Here is a 23,820-nt window from a genome sequence, read left to right on the forward strand (position 1 = left end):
CTGTTCCCAAAGGAATCCTCATGGCGAGCGTCCTGAACCGCGGGCGACTTGCAATTGCGTCTGTTGCGGTGCACAAAAGAACGGGGTGCCGAACGCAGAGAAAAGGATCGTCCGAGTCCATGCCCCGCCGTGCCGCCCGCGCCGCTTTGCCGCTTCCCGATCTGGTCGTCCTCGTCCTTCAGGGCGGGGGCGCGCTCGGGGCGTTTCAGGCGGGAATCTATGAAGCGCTGATCGAACTCGGGATCGAACTCGACTGGGTCGCGGGTATCTCGATCGGCGCGGTCAACGCGGCGATCATCGCCGGTAATCCGCGCGACGAAGCGGTCGGCCGGATGCGCAGCTTCTGGGACGGGGTGTCGTCGGCGCTGCCGTCATTCCCGACGTTCGACAATGATCTGGCCCGCGAATGGACGCATCTTGGCGCTGCGGCGCGCGTCGCGACCTTCGGCGTGCCCGGCTTTTTCGTGCCCCGCATCCCACCGCCGATGTTCGCCGAGCGGCAGACGCCCGCCGCGGTCAGCTTCTATGACACCGCGCCGCTCGCGGCGACGCTCGACCGGCTGGTCGACTGGGACCGGCTGAATCATGGCAAGGTTCGGCTGTCGGTCGGCGCGGTCGCGGTCGAGACCGGCAATTTCCGCTATTTCGACACGACGACCGATACGATCGATGCGCGGCACATCATGGCGTCGGGCGCGCTGCCGCCGGGCCTGCCACCGATCGAGATCGACGGCCATTGGTATTGGGACGGCGGCCTGGTCTCGAACACCCCGCTCGAACATGTCGTCGAGGCGGGGCATGAGGATATGCTCGTGTTCCAGGTCGACCTGTTCCCGGCGCGCGGCGACCGCCCGCACGACCTGGAGGAAGCCTGGTCGCGCGAGAAGGACATTCGTTTCTCCAGCCGCACGCGCCGCATTTCCGATGGGCTGGTGCGACGGCGCAAGGAACATCGGCTGATCGACCGGATGCTCGCCAAGCTGCCTCCCGAAGCCCGCGACCTGCCCGAGGTGAAGGCGATCGAGAAGATGATCGACGCCAAGGCGCTCAACGTCGTCCAACTCGTTCACCAGCCCCCCGCGTGGCAGACCGGCGTGCGCGACTTCGAATTTTCGCGCGCGACGATGGAAGCCAATTGGGCGCTGGGCCGCGCCGCGGTCGAGGCCGCGATGAAGGACGGCCACCTGCTCGCCGACAGCATCGCAGAGGGGCGCTCCGACAGCTTTGCCGTCCAGTCGGGCGACCTTCGCCCCAAGGCCGGCTGATACTCTCCCCCACCAGAAAGGACAAACGCCGTGCATCTTAAAGGCAAAACCGCGCTCATCACCGGATCGACCTCGGGCATCGGGCTCGGCATCGCCAAGGCGTTCGCCGCCGCGGGCGCGAATATCGTCATCAACGGCTTCGGTGACGCCGACGCGATCGAGGCCGAGCGCGCGGCGCTTGCGGTGCTGAACGACGGCAAGGCGGCCTATGACGCCGCCGATCTCACCAAGCCCGATCAGATCGAGGCGATGTTCCGGCGCGCCGACAAGGATCTGGGCGGGGTCGATATCCTCGTCAACAATGCCGGGATGCAGTTCGTGGCGCCGGTCGAGGATTTCCCTGTCGAAAAATGGGACATGATCATCGCGCTCAACCTGACCGCGGCGTTTCACACGATCCGTCACGCGGTGCCGGGGATGCGCAAGAAGAAATGGGGACGGATCATCGGCACCGCCTCGGCGCATTCGCTCGTCGCCTCGCCGTTCAAATCGGCCTATGTCGCCGCGAAGCACGGTCTGGCGGGCCTGACCAAGACCGTCGCGCTCGAAGTCGCCGAAGCGGGGATCACCGTCAACTGCATCAGCCCCGGCTATGTCTGGACGCCGCTGGTCGAAAACCAGATTCCCGACACGATGAAGGCGCGGCACATGACGCGCGAGCAGGTGATCAACGACGTGCTGCTCGCCGGGCAGCCGACGAAGCAATTCGTCACCGTCGATCAGGTTGCGGCGCTCGCCGCCTTCCTGACGCGCGACGAGGCAGCGAACATCACCGGCGCGAACCTCAGCGTCGATGGCGGGTGGACCGCCGCCTGACCCTCCGTGACCTGACGGAGCTGGCTTTTGATTTCTCGTCTCCCTGAAACAAGTTCAGCATGACGAAAATGGGAGACGACCGGGTTCGTATTGAAATCCGCAAAGCGATCACGCGGTCTTGAGCATTATCCTTCCGGCTCTTAAGGTTAACCGAACAGGGGCCGGGAGGACGATATGCGGGGTCGCATCCGAAAGATATCCATCGTGGCGCTGGGGCTCGCCCTCGGCGCCTGCCGGACGGTGCCGTCGATGCCGCCATCGGCGGCCGACGCGCCGGTCGCCGATCCCGCAGGGACGTGGCGCGCCACCGCGACCACGCAGGACAAGCAGCGCATCCGGAACTGGTATTCGAGCTGGACCGCCGCGCTCGCCGACGCGCGCGCCAAGGGCTATGGCGCGAATATCGACCGCGAAGGCGTGTTGCTGCGGCCCGACGCGGCGCTGCCCAACCCGCATCTGCCGCCGGGCGATTATCGCTGCCGCACGATCAAGATCGGGACGCGGGGTCGCGGCACGCTCGGCTATATCGCCTATGACTGGTTCCGCTGCCGCGTCGCGCCCGAGCAGGGACTGATGAGCCTGACCAAGCTGACCGGATCGCAGCGGCCGGTCGGGCTGATCTTTCCCGACGACCTGACGCGGCAGGTCTTTCTGGGCACGCTGGTGCTCGGCGACGAGTCGAGCGCGGTCAGCTATGGCAGCGACCGGATGCGCGACATGGCGGGGCTGGTCGAACGGATCGGCGACAATCGCTGGCGGCTCGTGCTGCCGACGCCCGCTTATGAATCCTTGCTCGACGTGATCGAGCTTGTTCCAGCCGGCTGACAAACAGGGGAAATATCATGCGGAATTTGTGGATGGGTGTGGCCGCCCTGATGCTGGGAACGCCGGCCGCGGCGCAGGATCTGAGCGCTGAGGTGCAGGGGCAGATGCCGTCGCTGATGACGATCTACAAGGATTTGCACGCCAATCCCGAACTCAGCTTCATGGAGGTCCGCTCGGCGGGTATCCTCGCGACCGAGGCACGCAAGCTCGGCTTCCAGGTGACCGAAAAGGTCGGCGGCACCGGCGTCGTCGCGGTGATGAAGAATGGTCCCGGCCCGGTGGTGCTGATCCGCGCCGACATGGACGGGCTGCCGGTGACCGAGCAGACGGGATGGCCCGGCGCATCGAAAGTGCGGGTGACGACGAAGGAGGGCGTCGAGACCGGCGTGATGCACGCCTGCGGCCACGACACCCATATGACCGCGTGGATCGGGACGGCGCGGCTGATGGCGGCGAACAAGGATAAATGGTCGGGCACGCTGGTGATGATCGGCCAGCCCGCCGAGGAACGCGGCGCGGGTGCGCGGATGATGCTGGCGGACGGGCTTTATACCCGCTTTCCGCGCCCGCAATATGCAATCGCCTTTCACGACGCGGCGCAGTTTCCGGCGGGGATGATCGGCTATACGCCGGGCTATGCGCTCGCCAACGTCGACAGCGTCGATATCCTCGTAAAGGGGCTCGGCGGCCATGGCGCCTATCCGCAGGCGACGAAGGACCCGATCGTGCTCGCGAGCCGCATCGTGACCTCGCTCCAGACGTTGGTGTCGCGTGAGATCAGCCCGCTCGACAGCGCGGTGGTCACGGTCGGCAGTTTCCACGGCGGCGCCAAGCATAATATCATTCCCGACGAGGCGAAGCTGCAACTGACGGTGCGCAGCTATACCGACGAGGTGCGCACGAAGCTGCTCGACGGAATCGCGCGCATCGCGAAAGGCGAAGCGATCGCCGCGGGGATCCCCGACGATCGCATGCCGGTGGTGAGCGTCGAGAAGAACGAATATACCCCCGCGACCTTCAACACCCCCGACTTCACGCAGGAAATGGCGGCGGGTCTCAAGGCGCGCTTCGGCGATCAGCGCGTTGTCCAACTGCCGCCGGTGATGGGCGGCGAGGATTTCGGCCGCTTTTCGCGCGACGAGAATAAGGACATCAAGAGCCTGATTATCTGGGTCGGCGGCGTCCCGCAGGCCGAATTTGACGCGGCCAAGAAGGAAGGGCGGACTCTGCCCAGCCTCCACTCGCCCTTCTGGGCGCCTGACGCCCCGACGGTGATCTCGACCGCGACCGAGGCGCTGACGTCGATGGCGATGAAGCTGATGGCGAAGGGGTAGGGGGCTCACGGCCGGAAAGCGACGCTCCGCCTCTCTCCACTTCGTCATTCCCGCGAAAGCGGGAACCCAGAGCGGGCATCGGCTGATCCCACACTGGGTTCCCGCTTTCGCGGGAATGACGAAGGTAGGTAGGGAGTCCGCTTGCGACCAATAGCGGACGTCAGTGATCTGAACCCTGACCGCGAAATCGGATACGACCGCCAACCAACTCGAAGCGAGAGTGATCGCCTTTTTCGCGAAGATCCCACATAGCTTGTCGCTTGCAGGCCTCGTCGTGATTGATACGCCATGCGACAAGGCGCCTCATCTCCTCGTCCGCAAAAATCAGCCCATGAGCTTCGTCAATGCTCACACCGAACTTCTCGCGTGTACGCTTCACAAGCTGGATGAAGTCAGAGTTGGAAATGTTCATGGTCGCGTCCCCGATTTCTATAGGATGAGGTCATCAGCAGGAATGTCAACTTCCCACCCCTAAGCCGACATTCCTGCTCGGTCTGATCTTACCGCTTCATGCACTGGCGGACGTCGTCGCGCTTATATTCGCTGCAATTCCACAGCGCCTTTTCGAACCCCGCCTTGTCGTCGCGAAGGTAAGAGAAGGTCATCGCCGCGCGCTGCAGGTCGCTCATCGTGTCGCTGTCGGGCTTCAGCACCGGGTTGGTCCAGCCCATGAACTTGCAATAGGGCTTGTCGCCGCACAGGCGCAGCGCGGTCGTTACGAAGCTTGCGGGCGCGGCGCGGCGGTCGAGCGCGACATAGATGGTGTCGCGGCCCGCAGCGTCGCCGGCTCCGACAACCACTTTCGCCTCGCCGACCGCGGCATTGGCGTCGACCCCGGCGAGATCGGCTGATGGAGCGCCGACCGCGAGCGCGTGGGCGGGGGAGATCGCCGCCATCTTGGCGATTCCCGCGTCGTTCCCCGACACCGCGCCGCGAAACGCTCCCGGCGTTCCCCAATAGCCCGGCCAGCGGAAGAAGAGGTGGGTGTCGACGATCGCGATCTTTTCGAGGCTATCGCTCCAATAAGGGCGCACCCAGTCGGTGTGATAATGGGTCGCGAGGCCGACCTTGGGATAGGTGGTTCCCGACAACATGCTGTCGGCATTCGCCTGCGCGCGCGCCCAGGCGGCGTCCGAATAGCGGCGGTTCAGGGCGCCGTCGCAGGTGAAGGTGAACTGGCATCCGGTCGTGCGTTCCGATCCCTGGAACACGACGCCGCAGATCGACTTGGGAAAGGCGGGGTGGCGGGCGCGATTGATCACGACCTGGCCGACCGCGAGCTGCCCTTTGGAATCGTCGCCTGCTTCGTAAAGCATCGCGGCGGCAAGGCAGTCGCGCGCGCGAGCCCGGCCGTCGCCGCTGCCCGCATAGAGAAAGGGCCGCGCGGCGACGAAACCCCGGGTGACGAGCGGAATATCGGCGTTCTGCGCGCGTGCGTCGGCTTCGGTAACCGGCGCGAGTTCCATCGGCTGGACGTCGGGAACGACGTCGGCGGGCGGCGCGACCGGGTGCGGCCGCGCGTCCTGCCTGCCGACGCTCGCCAGCCCGCTGGCATAGAGCACCGCGACGATCGCCGCGGCGGCGATCAGGACGAACAGCCAGCCCGTCCAGTCGAGACGCGGCGTCGCCGCTGGGCAGTCGCGCCGCAGCGGCGTCGCCGATGGATCCCCATCAAGGCGCATCGCGCGAGGTCAGATTTCCGGCAGGAAGTCGGGAACCGAAAGATAGCGCTCGCCGGTGTCGTAGTTGAAACCGAGCACGCGGGTGCCGGGCGGCAACTCGGCCAGCTTCTGGTCGATCGCGGCGAGGGTGGCGCCCGACGAGATGCCGACGAGCATGCCTTCTTCGGTCGCGGCGCGCAGCGCCCATTGCTTGGAGTCGGCGGCTTCGACCTTGATCACTCCGTCGAGAAGATCGGTGTGGAGATTGCGCGGGATGAAACCGGCGCCAAGGCCCTGGATCGGGTGCGGGCCCGGCTGGCCGCCCGAAATGACCGGCGATTGGGTGGGTTCGACCGCGAAGACTTTCAGGTTCGGCCAATGCGGCTTGAGGAACTGCGCGACGCCCGTGATATGACCGCCGGTGCCGACCCCGGTGATCAGCACGTCGATCGGCGTGTCCTTGAAATCGGCAAGGATTTCGGGGCCGGTGGTGCGGACGTGAATGTCGATATTCGCCTCATTCTCGAACTGCTGGGGCATCCAGGCGCCGGGGGTCGTTTCGACCAGCTCGATCGCCCGCTCGATCGCGCCCTTCATGCCCATCTCGCGCGGGGTCAGGTCGAAGGTCGCGCCATAGGCGAGCATCAACCGGCGGCGTTCGAGCGACATGCTTTCGGGCATGACGAGGATCAGCTTATAGCCCTTGACCGCGGCCGCCATCGCCAGGCCGATGCCGGTGTTCCCCGACGTCGGCTCGACGATGGTGCCGCCGGTCTTCAGGCTGCCGTCGCGTTCGGCGGCCTCGATCATCGCCAGGCCGATGCGATCCTTGATCGAACCACCGGGATTGCTGCGTTCGGACTTGATCCAGACTTCGGCGTCCGGAAACAGCTTGGCCATGCGGATATGCGGCGTGTTCCCGATGGTATCGAGGATCGAATTGGCTTTCATGATCGGTGCGCTCTTTCTTTGAATTCGAACTGCGGGTCGCGGCGGACGCGATTCGGCCAGTCTCCGGCGCGCAGCCACTGGCTTTCGTCCGCCAGCGCCGGCGTCGGCGCGGGTTGTAACGAGGCGAGCAGATACTGTCCATAAGGCCAGTCCCCCACGCCCGAGTCGGCGTTGATGTGGCCGAACGGCCCCGCATTGACGAAGCGTGCGTCCCATTGCCGGGCAAGGCGCCAGATATAAGCGGTCTTGGCATAGGGATCATCGTCGCTCGCCACGACGATGATCGGCGTCCGCGAGGTGAATCCCGGCGTGTCGGCAAAGCCGGTGATGCGCGGTTCGTGCCGCAGGCGCGAGAGGTCGGGCGGCGCGACGAGCAGCGCCCCTGCGATGCGGCTGCGCGTCGGCGTGCTCGCGGCGGCGAACCAATGGGCAAAGGCGTGGCAGCCGAGGCTGTGCGCGGCGATCAGCACGGGCGCGCTCTCGGCCTCGATCGCCTCGGCGATCCGGCGAACCCACGCATCGCGATCGGGTTCGGCCCAGCGGCCAAGCTCGACTCGCTCGGCGTTCGCGAACTTATGCTCCCAAAGGCTTTGCCAATGGGTCGGGCCGCTGTTGTGAAACCCGGGAATCGTCAGGATCTTATGGCGAATGGTGGCGTTGTGCATGGCGGATTCTCCATCGATGGGAGGAGGGGGACCGCGGAGACGGGTGTGATCTGAATAACTCAACTAAATAAATTGACAATGAGTTTGTGATGAAAAGACGGCGGCTTGCGACGAGTTGATGGGGCGCGTCGGCGCGTCGCCGAAACGCCTCAGTCGTCGCTGTCGAAGCGGGCCTCGAAGGTTCGGGCGCGCCGCAGTTCCGGGAAGAGCCACGACCAGAGCGCGGTGACGCCGATCGCCGCGGCGCCGCCGACGACGACGGCGCTGACCGGGCCGATCGCCGCGGCCATCGCGCCCGCGCGCATCTCGCCGAGCTCGTTCGACGCTGAAATCGCGAGGCCCGACGCGGCGCTGACGCGCCCGCGCATATGGTCGGGGGTGTTGAGCTGGATCAGCGTGCCGCGCACGAAGACCGAGAACATGTCGGCCGCGCCCATCAGGACGAGCAGCGCCAGCGACAACAGGAGGTTGGTCGACAAGCCGAAGGCGACCGTCCCGGCGCCGAAGGCGGCGACCGCCCACAGCATCTTGACCCCGACATTGCGCTCGATCGGGCGGATCGCGAGCCCCAGGGCGACAACGGCCGCCCCGACTGCCGGTGCGGCGCGAAGCAGGCCGAGCCCTTCGGAGCCGACATGCAATATGTCGCGGGCATAAACGGGCAGCATCGCGGTCGCCCCCGACAGGATGACGGCAAACAGGTCGAGCGTGATCGTGCCGAGCAGGAAGCGCTTGCTCCAGACGAATTGCAGGCCGTCGACCATCTCGCGCAGCGGATGGCGGCGGACTTCGGCGGGCGGCGGCAGCACGGGGCGCACCCGGCTGATCGTCCAGGCCGAGATGACGAGAAGGGCGGCGGCGAAGATATAGACCGAGGTCGGATGCGCGGCATAGAGCAGGCCGCCCGCCGCCGGGCCGATCACCGAAGCCGATTGCCAGGCGATGCTGCTCATCGCGATCGCGCGGGGCAGGATCGCGGGCGGCACGATGTTCGGCGCGATCGCGCTCATCGCCGGGCCCGAAAAGACGCGGGCGACGCCGTGCAGCGCGGCCAGGCCGAACAGCAGGTTCAACGTCAGCGCGTCGGTCCAGGTGAACCAGCCGAGCAGGATCGCGATCGCGAAGTCGATCATATTGGAAAAGATCGCGACGCTGCGCCGCTCGAATCGGTCGGCGGCCCAGCCGGCGACGGGGGTCAGCAGGGCGATCGGCACGAACTGGACGAGACCGAGCAGCCCGAGCTGGAACGACGCTTCCTTGATTGTCATGCCATAGTCGGTGCGCGCGGTGTCGTAGAGCTGGTAGCCGATTACCACGACCACCGCGATCGTCGCCATCACCGCGGTGAAGCGTGCGACCCAATAATAGCGATAGTCGGGGATGCTGAGCGGGGAAGGATCGAGGATCGCTGGGCCCGGCAGCTCGGGCTCTTCACCATCGGGAGGGAATATGGTTGCCATCGTTCCCCGCCCTAGAGCCGATTCCGCCTCTGTCCAGAGCCATGGCCATGCCGTTCGTCGATTAACGGGTGTCATTCGTCGGGCGGGGTGGCAGAAACCCGCCATCGATTGAGGGAGATGATCGAATGACACGTCAATTTGCCCGCTTTGGCGGCGCCGCGATGGCCGCGGCGCTGCTTGTTCTGACCGCCTGCAACGCATCGGGCGACAAGCCCGCGTCGGGATCGGACGCAAAGAACTGGACCGAATTCCGCGACAATTTCCTGGCGGGCTATTTCCCGCTCAATCCCAATTTCGCGGTCTATCAGGGCAAGCATGAGTTCGACGGCCAGCTTCCCGACTGGTCGGCCGAAGGCCTGCAAAAGCAGATCGCTTTCCTCGAAAAGACGATCGCCGACGCCAAGGCGTTCGACGGCAAGATGACCGACGCCGAGAAGTTCGAGCGCGACTATCTGGTGCATGTCGCGCAGGGCCAACTCTTCTTCCTGCAGGACGCCGATTTCCCGCACAAGAACCCGGCCTATTATGTCGGTCAGCTCGACCCCAACGTCTATATCTCGCGCCCCTATGCCGATGCGCCGACGCGGATGAAGGCGTTCATCGCCTATGCGCAGAAGGTCCCGGCGGCGGCCGCGCAGATCAAGGCGAACATCAAGCTGCCGCTGCCCGCGACGTTCGTGAAATATGGCACCGCGGGCTTTGGCGGTTTCGCCGATTATTATACCGGCGACGCCAAGAAGGCCTTTGCCGAGGTCAAGGATCCCGAGCTTCAGAAACAGTTCGACGACGCGGCGGCCAAGGCCGCGACGGCGATGAAGGATCTCGCCGCCTATATCGGGTCGAAGCCAGGCACCGCCGACGGCTATGCGATCGGCGCCGACAATTTCGCCAAGATGATCCTGACCAACGAAGCGGTCGATACGCCGCTCGACGAACTGGAGCGCATCGGCCAGGCCGACCTCAAGCGCAACCAGGACGCCTTGAAGGCGGCCTGCGCCACTTATGCCGCCGGCATGACGATCACCGACTGCATGAAAAAGATGAATTCGGACAAGCCCGCCGACGGCCCGGTCGCCGAAGCGCGGCGCCAGCTTCCGGCGCTTCGGGCCTTCATCGTCGAAAAGGATCTCGTCTCGATCCCCGGCACCGAACAGGCCAAGGTCGAGGAATCGCCGCCCTATAACCGCCAGAACAGCGCCTATATCGACATTCCGGGGCCGTATGAGAAAGGCCTGCCGTCGGTCTATTACATCTCGCCGCCCGATCCGAGCTGGGACAAGGCGACGCAGGAGGCGTTCGTTCCGGGCAAGAAGGACCTGCTCTTCACCTCGGTCCACGAGGTGTGGCCGGGTCACTTCCTCAACTTCCTCCACGCGAACCGCGCGGAGAGCATCTTCGGCAAGCTGTTCGTCGGCTATGCCTTCGCCGAGGGGTGGGCGCATTATACCGAGGAGATGATGTGGGACGCGGGGCTCGGCAATGGCGACCCCGAAACGCATATCGGCCAGCTTTCGAACGCGCTGCTCCGCGACTGCCGCTTTATCTCGGCGATCGGGCTCCACACCCAGGGAATGACCGTCGCGGACAGCGAAAAACTGTTCAAGGAGCAATGCTATCAGGACGAAGGCAACGCCCGCCAGCAGGCGGCGCGCGGCACCTATGATCCGCTCTATCTCAACTATACGATGGGCAAGCTGATGATCCGCAAGCTCCGCGACGACTGGACCAAGGGCGACCGGACGAAGTGGAAGGCGTTCCACGACGAATTCCTGTCCTATGGCGGCCCGCCGATCCCGATGGTGCGCGCCGCGATGATGAAGGAGGATACGCCGAAGGCGGTCTTCTGAGGCTGGCGAATCGAATGACCCCCGGCTAGCCTCTCATCCAAAGGGGCTAGCCGATGGTCGATGTCTTCATTTCCTATTCGCGCGACAACAAGGCGCGCGTCGCCCAGATCGCCGAGGCGGTCGCGGCGGCGGGTTACGATGTGTGGTGGGATGCCGAACTGCCGCCGCATCGCTCCTACGGCGATGTCATCACCGAAAAGATCGGCAGCGCCAAGGCGGCGATCGTCGTCTGGTCGCACACCTCGGCCGGGTCCGAATGGGTGCGCGCCGAGGCCGATGTCGCGCGCAACCAGAAGAAGCTGGTGCAGACGTCGATCGACGACGTGATGCCGCCGCTGCCGTTCAATCAGATTCAGTTCGCCGAGTTGGCCGATTGGAACGGCGAACCCGACCATCGCGGCTGGCGCAAGGTAATGATGAGCCTGGAGGAATTGTGCGGACAGGCGGCGGAGCCGCCGCGTCCAACCGAGCCACCGCGCCCGGCGCCGGTCGAGCGGCCCGATCCGTCCCCGGCGCAAAGATCATCTTTCCTGCCATGGGCTCTGCTGGGCCTTGCGGTGGTCGCGGTTGCCCTCCTCGCGTGGAAACTCCTTCAGCCGCCGGTTGAACCGGCGACCGCCGCAGCGTCCACGGAAACGGCGAGCGCGCCGGAGAGCAAGGGGGATGGTTCGGTCCCCGTGGCCGCGGTGCCAGTCGAAGCCTTCACGCTGGCGGCGGTGATCGACGATCCCGACGGCTTCACCAACATCCGCGCCAGCCAGACCAGCAAGGCGGCGATCGTCGGCAAGGTGCTGAAAGGCGAGACGTTCCTGACTTACCGGCAGTCCGGCCCATGGTGGCGCGTGCGCAAGGCCGACGGCACGACGGGCTTCATGTTCCGCAAATATATCCGCCTCGTCGAAAACGACGCGGCGGCTGCGCCAAAGGCTGCGGCGGCCGTGAGCGGCGAGGGGGCGATCATCGACGATTCCGCGATGCGCGCGCTGAACGCCGCCGACGTCGCGGGGCTGAGCCGACAGCAGGCGCGGTTGGCGCGGAATGAAATTTTCGCGCGGCATGGCCTGCGCTTCAAGGATCCAAGCCTGCAGGCCTATTTCGGCCAATTTTCCTGGTATCAGCCGACCAGCGACAGCGTCGAGCTTTCGGCGGTTGAAAAGGCGAATGTCGCGCTGCTCCAATCGGCTGAAGCCGGGGCGCAATGACCGCATCGGCGGCCGCCGTCGAGGCAGAGGTCGCGCACCGGCTCGGGCAGGGCGATGCGCTGAGCGCCTTCGACTGCGCGGCGGCGGCGCGACGCGACGGGACCGAGAGTCCGCGGCTGCGCTATCTGATGGTGCGCGCGCTCGCGGCGTCGGGCGACAGCCTTGGTGCGATGCACTTTTACGAGCAACTCGGCCTGGCCGCGACCGGCGATGTCGACAGCCTGGCGCTTGCAGGGCGTATCTGGAAGGACGAAGCCTTCGATCATGACGACGCGCGGCGGGCGGCTTTTCTAAGGAAGGCCGCTGCCGCCTATGACCATGCGTTTCAGGTGTCAGGCGCGGATTTCCCGGCCATCAACGCGGCCAGCCTGTATGCGATGCTCGGCGAGCGCGAGCGCGCGGCGGCACTGGCGGAACCGATCGCCGCGAACGCCGCCGCCGGCAATTATTGGGACCAGGCGACGCTTGTCGAGGCGCTGTTGCTGCTCGGTCGCGGCGAGGAGGCGCTGGCCCAGGCGCGCGGCGCCGATGCGCAGGCGGGGACGCGCGCGGGCGACCGGGCCTCGACCTGCCGCCAGATCGCGCGGCTGGCGGCCAGCGGCGCGATCGATGGGGCTCATGCGACCGCCATCGCCGCGCTGCTCCGCCCCGCGCCCGTCGGCGTCTATTGCGGCCGCATGTTCCGCGCTGGCGGCGCGGGCGAGGCGAATGCGGCGAACGCGATCACCGAAGCGCTCGATGCGCAGCCGCTGTCGGCCTTGATCGGGCCGCTGGCGTGCGGCGCCGACATCTTGTTCGCCGAAGCCGCGCTCGACCGCGGCATCGACCTGACCATCGTCCTGCCCTTTGCCGAGGATGATTTCATCGCCCAGTCGGTCCAGTCGGGCGGCGCCGAGTGGCTCCCGCGTTATCGCCGCTGCCGCGACGGCGCCGCGATGGTCCATTTCGCGAGCCAAGCGGGTTATGTCAGCGACGATTGCCAGTTCATCCTCGGCTCGCACACCGCGATGGGGCTCGCCAAGCTGCGCGCGCGCGAGCTCGAAACCGTGGCGATCCAGCTTGCGGTGGTCGACCCGGCGGTGGCTGCGCGCTCAGGCGCGCAGATCGCCGGGACCAATGCCGATATTGCGCTCTGGCAAGACGGGGGCGGGGAAACGCGGACGATTGCTGTCGGCGGCCTTGACCGCAATCTCGACTTTCCGCCCGCGCCGAAACCGCCCGAAGGCACGCAGCGCGGCCTTTATGCGATCCTGTTCGCCGACTTCGCGGGTTTCTCGAAACTCGGCGAGGCCGAACTTCCGGTGTTCGCGAGCGAGGTGATGGGCGGCATCGGGCGCATCCTCGATCAATTCGGCGACGCCGTGCTGTTCCGCAACACCTGGGGCGACGCGGTCTATGCGGTGATCGACAATCCGGCGACGGCGGCGCGGATCGCGCTCGCGATGCAGGAAAGGCTGAATGTCCTGCCCGCCGGGCTCGGGCTCGAGGGGCAAAAGGCGGGGATGCGCACAGGCATCCACTTCGGCCCGATCTATCGCGGGGTCGATCCGGTGGTCGGTAACGAGCTGTGGTACGGCACCGAGGTCACGCGCACCGCGCGGATCGAGCCGGTGACCCTGGTCGGACAGGTGTATTGCACCCAGCCGCTCGCCGCGATGCTCGCGCTCGAAAATGCGCGCGATTTCGACTGCGATTATGTCGGCAAGGTCGGACTCGCCAAGGATTATGGCGAACTGGCGCTCTATCGCCTGTCGCGTCGTTCAGGCGGCTGATGGCGCGCGCAGCCGCGCGATGAAGAAGCCGTCGAGCCCGCCCGCGTCGGCGAGCATTCCGGGAAGCGTGCGGACGAAACCGCTGTCGTCGGGGATGATGCCGGCGGGCAGTTCCTCGGGCGTTACCGGATCGATGGTCCAATCGCGATGCCAGTCGAGAAAGGCGGCGACCTGGTCCTCTCCCTCGGCGCGCTCGAGCGAGCAGGTCGCATAGAGCAAAGTGCCGCCGGGCGTGACCCATTGTGCGGCGCGGGCGAGCAATTCGCCCTGCAATTCCGCCAACTCGTCAATCTGGCGCGGCTCGATCCGGTGCAGCACATCGGGGTGGCGGCGGAAAATGCCGGTTGCCGAGCAGGGCGCGTCGAGCAGGACGGCTTCGGCCGATGCGTCGGGCTCCCATGTACGGATATCGCCCTGCACGACGTCGGCGGAGAGGGCGGTGCGCGCCAGATTGTCCGAAAGGCGCTCCAGCCGCTTCGCGCTCGAATCGACGGCGACGACGTCCCAGCCCGCCGCTGCCAATTGCATCGTCTTGCCGCCCGGTGCGGCGCAGAGGTCGAGCAGCCGACGCCCGTTCCCCGCACCGAGCAGCCGCGCGGGGAGGCTGGCCGCGAGATCCTGCACCCACCATCCGCCCTCGCGGAATCCGGGCATCGCCTCGATCGCCTGGCCGCGCGGCAGGCGGCGATGCAGCGGGGCGAGCACGGCCGCATCGGCCCATTCCTCGTCGCCTGGTTCGGCCGCAAAGCTGAGGTCGATCGGCGGCGGCCCGCTCCATGCCGCGGCCGCGGCGGCGACGATGGCATCGCCCCATTGATCGGCCCAGCGCTCGGCGACCGCTTCGGGCAGGTTGGCGCTTTCGGGCAGGCTCCACTCCTCCTGCTGGGCGCGCGACAGGAGCGCGTGAACGAGGCGGCGCGGGCCGCCCGCGACGAGCGGAAGGGCGGTGGACACCACGGCGTGCGGCGAAGTCTTGAGGATGAGCAATTGCGCCAGCGCCAGCCGCAGCACCGTGCGCGACTTCACATCATCGGCCAACACCTGCGACGTCGCGCCATCGATCAGCGCGTCGATGTCCCCCATCCAGCGCAAGGTTTCGGATGCGATGGCGATCGCGAACGCCCGGTCGGCGGGCGGCAAGCCCTGCGTTGCGGCGTGCGCGGCGATGTCGAGCGGGTCGCCGCGGCGCAGAACGGCGTCGAGCAGGCGAAGCGCGGCGCGCCGCGATGCCGTGCCCGGCGGATCGGCTTCAGCGGGTCCGCGCCCCCGGCGAGGGCGACGATCAGCCATGGAGGTGGTTGGCGAAAGGCAAGGGATATCCTATGGCGGTTCGATCATGACCGGAAGCAGCACATCGAACGATATGGGCGGGACTCGCCGAGCGACCCAGCGCCCGGCGCATATCAGGCCGCCCGTCCATTGGACGAACAGTCCGCTGCCGCAGCCCGAGCCGATGCGCGAAGACCGGGCCGAGGATCAGCCCGGAGGGCGCGACCCGGTGCGCTATGGCGACTGGGAGCTTAAAGGCCTCGCGATCGATTTCTGAACTTTTGGCGCGAGGCGTCAAAAGGGGTTCATCCGCGACAACTGCCGGTTCCGGTCGATGAACTGATGCTTCACCACCGCCAGCAGATGGATGACGACGAGCGCGAGCATGGTCAGGCCCATCACCTCGTGCCGTTCGTGCATCACATCGGCGAACGCCTTGTCGGGTGCGGCGATCGGCGGAATCGTGAACAGGCCGAAAATATCGACCGGGCTGCCCGCCGCCGACATCCAGACCCATCCCGACAAAGGCAGCAGGATCAGCAGCGCGTAGAATAGGAAATGCACGACCCGGCTCGTCCATTTTTCCCATGAAGGCGTGTTCGCGGGGAGCGGCGGCGCCCGGTGGCCGAGGCGCCACAGGATACGCAGAAGCGTCAGCATGAGAATTGTTATGCCAATCGCCTTGTGAATCCCCATCGCCGCGTGGTGCGTCTCGCGCGGCAGACCTTCAGTCAGCATGGCGAGGCCGATATTGGTGATCACCGCGAGGCCGATCAGCCAGTGCAGCCATATGGCCACCTTCGTATAGCGCGGATCGGCGGTGGTTCCGGCGGCGACGATGGTGGCCATATCTATTCCTATCAGACCGCCGGAACCTGGATCAGTTCGGGCACCTTACCCGCCTTCACCTGCTCGGCGAAGACTTCGCGCATCAGTTGAAGCGAAAAGAGGTGGGCGAAGACCAGGCCGAGAATACCGTTCTGCATCATCTTGCGGAGCACATCGCCGCGCAGGTCGCGCAGCTTGTTCTCGTCGACCATCTGGAAACCGCGATAGACATAGGGCTTGTCGCTGCCCTCGGGCTGGATCGCGACTTCGCCGTCCATCAGCAGGTCGGCCTTCTTGAGCTCTTCCATGAAAAACCCGGTGCGCTGGCCCGCTTCCTCGAAATTCTTGCAGAATTCGAGGATGGCGTTGACCGGCTCGGTCGGCTTGCCATCTTCGAACAAGACGTCGCCGTCCTCATATTTGCCGATCGCGGCCGACGTCGGGTCGAAGCACAGCGACAGATCCTCGCTGTCGGGGGTGAGCCGCGCGAGGAGGAAGGGATAGCGGCGGATATAGGCCGGGACATAGACCGGGTTGAGCAGCTTGCCGTCGCTGTCGACGAAGGTGTTCACGCCTTCGTTGAGGCCCATCAGCGCCAGCGGCACCGGATTCTCGCCCGCCGAAAAGACGATTGGATAGAAACGGCATGCCGACACGAACTCGTCCGAGGTCAGCGGCACCGCATGCTGGTTGACGAGAAATCCCGCATTGTCGAGCGGGCGGGCACGGAAATCGGCATGATCGACGCTCGAAAGCGGAACCAGATCATTATAGAAAATCGGCAGATTGTTGGCGGGCGCGGTGGCCATGGCGAAACTCCGGATCGTGCGCCCCGAGGGTGTCGAGGCAAAAGGACTGATGGCGCGCCATATTGGCAGGTGCAGCGCGGCGCAAGGGGCGATGGTGCGGGGCGGCGTCGCAATCAGCCGATCAGTTTCCCCGGATTGAACAATCCGGCGGGGTCGAGTCCCGTCTTGATTCCGTGGAGCGCAGCCAGCCGCGCCGGACTGTCGAGTTCGGCCAATATGTCGCGCTTCAACTGCCCGATGCCATGCTCGGCCGAAATCGAACCGCCGAGTTCGACGACATGGGCGTAGACGAGCCGGCTCGCCGCCGCGCCATGTTCGGCGAGCCACGCGGCGCCGTCGGCGCGTTCGGGCGGCTGGACATGATAATGGATGTTGCCGTCGCCCAGATGTCCGAACGAAGCGGTACGGATGCCCGGAAAGACGGCGGCGAGCCGGGCAGGGTTATCGGCGATGAAGCGCGGCATCAGGTCGACCGGAACGCTGATATCATGCTGCAACGCCGGGCCTTCGGCGCGCTCGGCCTCCGAGATGGAATCGCGAAGGCGCCAGAAATCCTCGCTTTCCCGGTCGTTCTTTGCCAGTGCGACATCGTGGATCAGGTCGGCGTCCAGCGCCGCCGCCAGTTCGCGTTCCAGCTGTTCGCCGAGCGCGGAGGAATCGTCCCCCGCCAGCTCGACAAGCGCATACCATGGGCTGGGTTGGGCGAGCGGACGGCGGGTCTGGGGAATGTGGCGCAGCACCGCGTCGAGGACCGGGTTCGACACGATCTCGAACCCTTCGAGCGCGTCGCCGAGCGCCGCGTCGAGGCGGCGGAGCAGCAACAGCGCGGCGTCGGGCGAATCGAGACCGATCCAGGCCGTCTGGCGCGCCGCGCTGGCGGGAACGAGGTGCAGGCTCGCCGCGGTCACCACCCCCAGCGTGCCTTCGGCACCGCAGAACAGATGGCGCAGATCATAGCCGCGATTATCCTTCTTGAGCGGCGCGAGTCCCTCGAAGATGCGGCCGTCAGGCAGCACCGCCTCGATCCCCGCGACGAGTGCGCGCATCGTGCCGTGGCGCAGCACCTGGGTTCCGCCCGCGTTGGTCGAGACGAGCCCGCCGACCGTCGCCGACCCCTTGCCGCCCAGCGTCAGCGGGAAACGCAGCCCTTTGTCGAGTACGGTGTGGTGAAGATTTTCGAGGATGACGCCCGCTTCGGCGACGACGATCCGGGCCGTCGTGTCGAGCGTCCGGATCCGGTTCATGCGCCGCAGGCTCAGCAGCAATTGCTGCCCCGACGCATCGGGCGTCGCGCCGCCGACCATGCCGCTGTTGCCCCCCTGCGGGACGAGCGCGACGCCTTCGGCTGCGCAGAGGCCGACCACCGCGGCGACCTCCGCAGTGGTCGCGGGCGACAGCATGGCGGCTGCTTGCCCGTGATATTTGCCGCGCCAGTCGGTAAGCCACGGCGCCAGGACGTCGGGCTCGGTGCTGAAACCCTTTGGTCCCAAAAGCTCGGCGAGCTTCGCGAGCAGCGCGGGAGAAGGGGGATGCGGCATGGCGGAACTCCGGAAAATCGATATCGGCCGACCATAGGGGTCTCGACAGCAATTCATTTGATGTTCAATCAGGGGCGTTAAAGGGGGCGATGGACGATTGACGGCTTTTCGTCCAGCATCGAAGCGGGAGTTGCGGGTGGACATCATCTTCTGTCAGGGCGCCGGAAGGACGGCAGCGCAGCCGTGCTGACCCTCGCCGCCCTGCTGGCGATGATCTGGGCGCCCGCCGCGGACACGGCGATGTCGTCGACTCCGCCCGAACCCCTCGTCACCCTGTCGATTCCGGCGCCGGGGGAGTCGACCGCGGGCTTTTGGCAGATGGTGATCGAGCAGCGGCTGATCATCCGTGTTCCGGCGCAGCGCTCGCCGCTGAACAATTTTTCCGCCGCTCCTGCGCCTCAGGCGCGGACTCGGCAGATTCCGGTCGAGTGGAAGGAAAAAAAGGCCCCGAAATGCGTCGCCATGCGGAATATCATGGGGATGCAGGCGACCGAGCATGACAGCATCGACCTGATCACGCGCCAGAGGCAGCGCCTGCGCGCCGAGCTTAACCGCGGGTGCCGCGGGCTCGATTTCTACGCGGGCTTCTATATGCAAGGCACCAAGGATGGGCAGCTTTGCGAGGATCGGGACGAGATTCACGCCCGAACTGGCGCCAAATGCCAGATCAAGAAATTCCGCCTGCTGGTTCCCGTCGTGCGCGACGACGATTGATCGCGGCAATCAACGCCTTTCCTTGACTTTTCGTCCCCACTTCCGCAAGGGCGCCGCAGCGATGGCGCTCGCGGGTCGCCGTGCTGAACCCTTTTTCCGGACACTTTGCCCTTATGAAATTTGCCGACCTCGGCCTTTCCGATGAACTTTTGCGTGCCGTGACCGAGTCGGGCTATGACGAGCCGACGCCGATCCAGGCTGGCGCGATCCCTTCGGTGCTGATGATGCGCGACATGATCGGCATCGCGCAGACAGGGACGGGCAAGACCGCGTCCTTCGTGCTGCCGATGATCGACATTCTCGCCCACGGCCGTGCTCGCGCGCGGATGCCGCGCTCGCTCATCCTCGAGCCGACGCGCGAATTGGCGGCGCAAGTCGCGGAGAATTTTGAAAATTACGGCAAGTATCACAAGCTGTCGATGGCGCTGCTGATCGGCGGCGTGCAGATGGGCGATCAGGTCAAGGCGCTCGAAAAGGGCGTCGACGTTCTCATCGCGACACCGGGCCGCCTGATGGATCTGTTCGAGCGCGGCAAGATCCTGCTCACCGGTTGCAATCTGCTCGTGATCGACGAAGCCGACCGCATGCTCGACATGGGCTTCATCCCCGATATCGAAAATATCTGCACCAAGCTGCCGGCGAATCGCCAGACGCTGCTTTTTTCGGCGACGATGCCGCCGCCGATCAAGAAGCTGGCGGACAAGTTCCTCTCGAATCCGAAAACGATCGAGGTCGCGCGTCCGGCAAGCCGCAACGAGAATATCGAGCAATTCGTGGTCAAGACGTCGGAGCGCGGCAAGCGCGACACGGTTCGCGCCCTGATCGAATCCGAGAACGTCGGCACCGCGATCATCTTTTGCAACCGCAAGACGACGGTGCGCGACCTCGCGAAATCGCTTCAGCGTTACGGCTACAAGGCCGGTGAAATCCACGGCGACATGGACCAGTCGAGCCGCATCGCCGAACTCGACCGCTTCAAGGCGGGGACGATCAACATATTGGTCGCATCGGACGTCGCCGCGCGCGGGCTCGACGTAAAGGGCGTCAGCCACGTCTTCAATTTCGATGCGCCCTGGCACCCCGACGACTATGTCCACCGCATCGGCCGCACGGGCCGCGCGGGCGCTCAGGGCAGGGCCTTCACGCTGGTGACACCGTCGGACGACGAAGCGATCGACAATATCCAGAAGCTGACCGGCTACCAAATCCCGGTTCACGGCACGGGCAAGGCTGCGGATGCGCGGCCCGAGCGCGAAAACGACGAGCAGCGCGAACCGCGACGCGGTGCCCGCTCCGAACGCGGACGTCGTTCGGAACCGAAGGGCGACAAGGAGCCTAAGCGCGCCGAGAAGCCGGCGAAGCCGGCGAAGCCTGCGCCGGCACCCGCATCGGCGCCGAAGAAGGCCGAAAGCCGCAAGCCCGCGCCGGCGTCGCGGCAGGACGATGACGGTCCCGACGATGGCTGGAACGGTCCGATGCCGGGATTCCTGTCGGTCGGTTTCGGGAACTGACATGGCCGTCGCCCCCGCGAAGGCGGGGGCCGCAATCGGCCTTGCTCTCCATCGCTGCGGAAACTGACAGCGGCCCCCGCCTTCGCGGGGGCGACGGCTGTCAATGGACGCGCCTTGCTTTACAACCGGACGAGCATCTTGCCGATATTCTCGCCGGAAAACAGGCCGAGGAATGCGTCCGGCGCCGCGTCCAGCCCGTCGCGCACCGTCTCGCGCATCAGGACGGCGCCGCTTGCGATCAGCCCACCCATATCGGCGTAGAATTCCTCGGCGCAATCGATGAACTGGTCGGTGTAGATAAAGCCTTCCATGCGGATGCGCGCCGGGATGGTGCGGACCAGATAGCTCATCTCCTGCGCCTTGCCGTCGTTGTAGACATCGATCATTCCGCAGATCGCGAAGCGCGCGAAATCATTGGCGGTCGCGAAAGCGGCGTCGAGATGCTCGCCACCGACATTGTCGAAATAGACGTCGATCCCCGGCTTGCCGAGCCGTTCGAGCGCCGCGGCAAGCTGTGGCAAGACGGGGCCGGCCTTGTAGTCGATCACCGCATCGGCGCCGAGGTCATCGACCCACCGGCCTTTTTCCGCGCCGCCCGCCGAGCCGATGACCGTCATCTCGCGCGCCTTGGCGATCTGGACCACGGCCGAACCGACCGCGCCCGCCGCCGCTGAAACGAAGACCGTGTCGCCGGGCCTGGCCGCCGCGATGCGGAGCAGGCCGATCCAGGCCGTTCCGCCGGTCAGACCCATATTGTGGAGAAAGGTCTGCGGCGAAAGGCCCGTCGCCAGCAGGTCGGCGGGCAGCCTGTTCGGCATCATGTCGAGCCCGATGATCCCGCCGTCGCGCCAGCCGCCCATATGGAGGATCAGGTCGCCGGGGGCGAAACCCTCCATCCGGCTTTCAAGCACCTCGCCGATCGCGCCGCCGGTCATCGGCTGGTCGAGCTGGAATCCCGCCGCATAGCTTTTCGCGTCGTTCATTCGCCCGCGCATATAGGGATCGACCGAGAGCCAGAGGTTGCGGATGCGAAGCTGGTCGGCTTCGAGCGGTTCGTCGGGAAGCTCGCGCAGCGCGAAATCGTCCCGCGACGGCAGTCCTTGCGGACGGCGGATCAAATGCCAGGCCTTGCTCATAGTCCCCACTCCCCAATTTTTCCGGTCGCGGCGACAATCGTCAGAAAAGCCGTTGCCACTGTCAACCAGTATCGCTAAGAGCCGCCCGGTCGCGGGGCCGTAGCTCAGATGGGAGAGCGCTGCAATCGCACTGCAGAGGTCAGGGGTTCGATTCCCCTCGGCTCCACCAGCGACCTTTTGGCCCTAACCATTGTTTTACCTGGATGCCGTAGGCGAGACGCATGGTGGGTCCGATCTTTTCCAGCGATGCGCATGCGGCCTTCAACGCGGCCTACCCTGGCGTGCCGACGCATCTGACGCACCAGATTGCCGGTCATCCGTTGCTGGAACTCGGCGCCTTGCTGGAGCTTGCCGGTCGGCTGCGTCCCGAAAGCCTGGAGCATAATGCGGCGGTCGATCTGCCGCTGGGTATCCGCAATGCCGATATTCCCGCCAACGGCCTTTCGGTGGCGGATACGATTGCGCGGATCGATGAATGCGGATCGTGGGTCTTGCTCAAGACCGTCGATCAGGACGCGGCCTACGCCGCCCTGATGCGCGAGGTGCTGGCCGAGATCGAGCCGGTGGTCGAACCCCGCACGGGGGCGATGATGCGTCTGGAAGGCTTTATCTTCATCTCCTCTCCGCGGGCGGTGACCCCGCTGCATTTCGACCCCGAATATAATATATTGTTCCAGGCGCGCGGGTCGAAGACGATGACGCTGTTTCCGCCCGCCGATCCGGACATCATCGGCCAGCCCTTCTTCGAGCAATATTTTGCCGGGGGGCCGCGTAACCTGCCCTGGCGCGACGAATGGGCGGCGCGGGGGCGGGCCATCGACATTTCGCCGGGCGAGGCGATCTATGTCCCCATACTCGCGCCGCACTGGGTCCAGACGCACGACGATGTTTCGGTATCGCTGTCGCTGACGTGGCGCAGCGAGTGGAGCTTTCACCATGCCGATGCCTGCCGGTTCAACCGCCGGTTGCGCGCGCGCGGGCTGAACCCAGCGGCGCCGCGCCTCTATCCGCAAAACAATCGTCTGAAATCCTATGCCCAGCGCGCGCTGGCGCGGATCGAGGCGCGCGGCGGCTAGACCCGAAATCAATCGGGTTCGTCTCTTTCTCGAAAAACCTTATGCTTCGCCATAAGTGTCGATCGCCGCGAAGATGCGCGCCAACTGGCCGCGCTCGTCGGCGTCGATATCGGGGCGCCAGATTTCGAACAGCAGCACGCTGCGGTCGCTGGCGCCGCGATTCCAGGCTTCATGCTCGAAGCTGTCGTCGAATATCGTCAACTCGCCCATATGCCATTCGCGGGTCTTGGCGCCGACCCGCAGGCCGCAGCCATCGGGAATGACCAACGGCAGGTGACAGATCAACCGCGTATTGAGCATGCCATGATGCGGCTGGATGTGCGTGCCGGGGGTCAGTCGCGAAAAAAGGGCGAGGGGCGCACGGCCCGGAATCACCGGCTGCGGCGCATGGGCCAGCGCCGCGAGCGTCTGTGGGCAAAGGTCCGCCATGCCTTCGGCGACGACGCCGTCCTTCCATAGCCACGCCGCCCCCCAGTCGGGCTTGTCGAGCAGTGGGTTGTTCGGCGGCGGCCGGTCGGCGCTGGCGGTGACATAGGGCGCGAACCGGTCGGCGGATTGGTCGATCAGCACCAGTAATTCGGCGCGGATCGCATCGGTCGCTGCCTCGACCGCCGGAACCCATTCGAAATCGGCGCGGTCGAAGAAGGGGCGCTGCGCCAGACCGGGGAAATAGAACATGCTCGGCTGTTGCAGATAGAGCGGTTGTTCGCCGGCCAGCATGCGCAAGGCTTCGGCCACGCGCGGGCTGGCCGACCGCGTGTCGATCCCCGCCTCGCGCAACTGGCCGAGCAGATGATCGGCGAAGGTGCGTTCGGTCGCGGCAAGAAATTGTTCGGCGCGCTGAAGGCCGGGATGCAGGGCGGGGGGCACATTCTGGGCTTGCGTCGCCGTGCCGAGCGCGAGGCGATAGAAACTGCCCGCCGCGCGCTCGTCCCCCAGGCGGCGTTTAAGCTCCGCCATTGCCAGCTGTGCCGCAATATTCCCGCGGTCGGCGCGGATCGCGGTGTCGAGTATGGCCGTTTCCGCCGCGACATCGTCACGGCGATGGGCGTCGCGTGCCTGGTCCAGCCATGTCGTCTGCCCCGTCATGACCAAAGCCATAACGTCGCACCGGCCCTTTGCAAGCGACGCCCTGTCGGTG

Annotated in this window: 22 protein-coding genes and 1 tRNA gene; 12 read left to right on the forward strand and 11 right to left on the reverse strand. The window is 65.8% G+C overall.

Going from position 1 to position 23,820, the window contains the following annotated elements; all coding sequences use genetic code 11:
- Positions 1-119 precede the first annotated feature (119 nt).
- The 4 genes from CVO77_RS18905 (at position 120) to CVO77_RS18920 (ending at position 4,240) form a co-directional block, all read left to right on the forward strand.
- Positions 120-1,265 carry a patatin-like phospholipase family protein gene (locus CVO77_RS18905; protein ID WP_106000401.1) on the forward strand — a complete coding sequence of 382 codons (1,146 nt, stop codon included), beginning with the start codon at positions 120-122 and terminating at the stop codon, positions 1,263-1,265.
- A 30-nt stretch (positions 1,266-1,295) separates the two neighbouring features.
- Positions 1,296-2,081: a 3-hydroxybutyrate dehydrogenase gene (locus CVO77_RS18910; protein WP_106000402.1), complete on the forward strand. Its 786-nt coding sequence runs from the start codon at positions 1,296-1,298 to the stop codon at positions 2,079-2,081.
- A gap of 204 nt (positions 2,082-2,285) precedes the next feature.
- Positions 2,286-2,906 carry a DUF4893 domain-containing protein gene (locus tag CVO77_RS18915; protein ID WP_242446015.1) on the forward strand — a complete coding sequence of 207 codons (621 nt, stop codon included), beginning with the start codon at positions 2,286-2,288 and terminating at the stop codon, positions 2,904-2,906.
- 32 nt (positions 2,907-2,938) lie between these two features.
- On the forward strand, positions 2,939-4,240 hold the full coding sequence (locus tag CVO77_RS18920; RefSeq protein WP_242446016.1) for an amidohydrolase: 1,302 nt from the start codon (positions 2,939-2,941) through the stop codon (positions 4,238-4,240).
- A gap of 160 nt (positions 4,241-4,400) precedes the next feature.
- Here the strand turns inward: CVO77_RS18920 and CVO77_RS18925 are convergent, their stop codons facing one another.
- From CVO77_RS18925 to CVO77_RS18945, 5 genes are all read right to left on the reverse strand, one after another.
- On the reverse strand, positions 4,401-4,652 hold the full coding sequence (locus CVO77_RS18925) for a hypothetical protein (RefSeq protein ID WP_106000405.1): 252 nt from the start codon (positions 4,650-4,652) through the stop codon (positions 4,401-4,403).
- A gap of 88 nt (positions 4,653-4,740) precedes the next feature.
- On the reverse strand, positions 4,741-5,922 hold the full coding sequence (locus CVO77_RS18930) for a cell wall hydrolase (RefSeq protein WP_106000406.1): 1,182 nt from the start codon (positions 5,920-5,922) through the stop codon (positions 4,741-4,743).
- A gap of 9 nt (positions 5,923-5,931) precedes the next feature.
- Complete coding sequence (gene cysK / locus CVO77_RS18935) at positions 5,932-6,852, reverse strand: cysteine synthase A (RefSeq protein WP_106000407.1); 921 nt, start codon at positions 6,850-6,852, stop codon at positions 5,932-5,934.
- The gene (locus CVO77_RS18940; RefSeq protein ID WP_106000408.1) at positions 6,849-7,517 is read right to left on the reverse strand and encodes an RBBP9/YdeN family alpha/beta hydrolase; all 669 of its coding nucleotides are present in this window, start codon (positions 7,515-7,517) and stop codon (positions 6,849-6,851) included. Before CVO77_RS18940 ends, cysK begins: the two co-directional genes overlap by 4 nt.
- 149 nt (positions 7,518-7,666) lie before the next feature.
- Positions 7,667-8,977, reverse strand: coding sequence for an MFS transporter (locus CVO77_RS18945; RefSeq protein ID WP_106000409.1), 1,311 nt, complete (start codon positions 8,975-8,977; stop codon positions 7,667-7,669).
- A gap of 125 nt (positions 8,978-9,102) precedes the next feature.
- On the opposite strand from CVO77_RS18945, the gene CVO77_RS18950 reads away from it, so the two are divergent.
- Genes CVO77_RS18950 through CVO77_RS18960 form a run of 3 tightly spaced genes read left to right on the forward strand, consistent with a single transcriptional unit; the run spans position 9,103 to position 13,798 of the window.
- Positions 9,103-10,824, forward strand: coding sequence for a DUF885 domain-containing protein (locus CVO77_RS18950; protein WP_106000410.1), 1,722 nt, complete (start codon positions 9,103-9,105; stop codon positions 10,822-10,824).
- Positions 10,825-10,877: 53 nt separating this feature from the next.
- A complete protein-coding gene (locus tag CVO77_RS18955) occupies positions 10,878-12,026 on the forward strand; it encodes a YARHG domain-containing protein (RefSeq protein WP_106000411.1) in 1,149 nt (382 codons plus the stop codon).
- Positions 12,023-13,798 carry an adenylate/guanylate cyclase domain-containing protein gene (locus CVO77_RS18960; protein ID WP_106000412.1) on the forward strand — a complete coding sequence of 592 codons (1,776 nt, stop codon included), beginning with the start codon at positions 12,023-12,025 and terminating at the stop codon, positions 13,796-13,798. The genes CVO77_RS18955 and CVO77_RS18960 overlap by 4 nt, the downstream gene beginning before the upstream one ends.
- Here the strand turns inward: CVO77_RS18960 and CVO77_RS18965 are convergent.
- Positions 13,787-15,088: an RsmB/NOP family class I SAM-dependent RNA methyltransferase gene (locus CVO77_RS18965; RefSeq protein WP_106000413.1), complete on the reverse strand. Its 1,302-nt coding sequence runs from the start codon at positions 15,086-15,088 to the stop codon at positions 13,787-13,789. The two genes, CVO77_RS18960 and CVO77_RS18965, sit on opposite strands and share 12 nt — an antisense overlap.
- Positions 15,089-15,134: 46 nt before the next feature.
- Between CVO77_RS18965 and CVO77_RS18970 the strand changes: the two genes are divergently transcribed.
- Positions 15,135-15,344 (forward strand): DUF1674 domain-containing protein, encoded by a 210-nt coding sequence (locus CVO77_RS18970; protein WP_242446017.1) that lies wholly within the window; start codon positions 15,135-15,137, stop codon positions 15,342-15,344.
- Positions 15,345-15,361: 17 nt separating this feature from the next.
- On the opposite strand, the gene CVO77_RS18975 is transcribed toward CVO77_RS18970, so the two are convergent.
- The 3 genes from CVO77_RS18975 to CVO77_RS18985 all read right to left on the reverse strand — a co-directional run bounded on the left by CVO77_RS18975 (position 15,362) and on the right by CVO77_RS18985 (position 18,242).
- The gene (locus tag CVO77_RS18975; RefSeq protein ID WP_106000414.1) at positions 15,362-15,916 is read right to left on the reverse strand and encodes a cytochrome b; all 555 of its coding nucleotides are present in this window, start codon (positions 15,914-15,916) and stop codon (positions 15,362-15,364) included.
- Between the two features lie 11 nt (positions 15,917-15,927).
- Positions 15,928-16,704: a SapC family protein gene (locus CVO77_RS18980; protein ID WP_106000415.1), complete on the reverse strand. Its 777-nt coding sequence runs from the start codon at positions 16,702-16,704 to the stop codon at positions 15,928-15,930.
- A 113-nt stretch (positions 16,705-16,817) separates the two neighbouring features.
- Positions 16,818-18,242, reverse strand: coding sequence for an FAD-binding oxidoreductase (locus tag CVO77_RS18985; RefSeq protein WP_106000416.1), 1,425 nt, complete (start codon positions 18,240-18,242; stop codon positions 16,818-16,820).
- A gap of 183 nt (positions 18,243-18,425) precedes the next feature.
- Here CVO77_RS18985 and CVO77_RS18990 point away from each other — a divergent pair, with 183 nt between their 5' ends.
- Both CVO77_RS18990 and CVO77_RS18995 read left to right on the forward strand, forming a co-directional pair.
- On the forward strand, positions 18,426-18,956 hold the full coding sequence (locus CVO77_RS18990; protein WP_106000417.1) for a hypothetical protein: 531 nt from the start codon (positions 18,426-18,428) through the stop codon (positions 18,954-18,956).
- A gap of 113 nt (positions 18,957-19,069) precedes the next feature.
- On the forward strand, positions 19,070-20,467 hold the full coding sequence (locus CVO77_RS18995; protein WP_106000418.1) for a DEAD/DEAH box helicase: 1,398 nt from the start codon (positions 19,070-19,072) through the stop codon (positions 20,465-20,467).
- A gap of 119 nt (positions 20,468-20,586) precedes the next feature.
- On the opposite strand, the gene CVO77_RS19000 is transcribed toward CVO77_RS18995, so the two are convergent.
- Complete coding sequence (locus CVO77_RS19000) at positions 20,587-21,603, reverse strand: NADP-dependent oxidoreductase (RefSeq protein ID WP_106000419.1); 1,017 nt, start codon at positions 21,601-21,603, stop codon at positions 20,587-20,589.
- Positions 21,604-21,696: 93 nt separating this feature from the next.
- Between CVO77_RS19000 and CVO77_RS19005 the strand changes: the two genes are divergently transcribed.
- A tRNA-Ala gene (locus tag CVO77_RS19005) sits at positions 21,697-21,772 on the forward strand.
- A 52-nt stretch (positions 21,773-21,824) separates the two neighbouring features.
- Positions 21,825-22,679 (forward strand): cupin-like domain-containing protein, encoded by an 855-nt coding sequence (locus tag CVO77_RS19010; protein ID WP_106000420.1) that lies wholly within the window; start codon positions 21,825-21,827, stop codon positions 22,677-22,679.
- 39 nt (positions 22,680-22,718) lie between these two features.
- On the opposite strand, the gene CVO77_RS19015 is transcribed toward CVO77_RS19010, so the two are convergent.
- On the reverse strand, positions 22,719-23,768 hold the full coding sequence (locus tag CVO77_RS19015) for an aspartyl/asparaginyl beta-hydroxylase domain-containing protein (protein ID WP_242446018.1): 1,050 nt from the start codon (positions 23,766-23,768) through the stop codon (positions 22,719-22,721).
- Between the last annotated feature and the right edge of the window lie 52 nt (positions 23,769-23,820).

Origin of the sequence: Sphingopyxis lindanitolerans (assembly GCF_002993885.1) — a bacterium.
Classification (GTDB): domain Bacteria; phylum Pseudomonadota; class Alphaproteobacteria; order Sphingomonadales; family Sphingomonadaceae; genus Sphingopyxis; species Sphingopyxis lindanitolerans.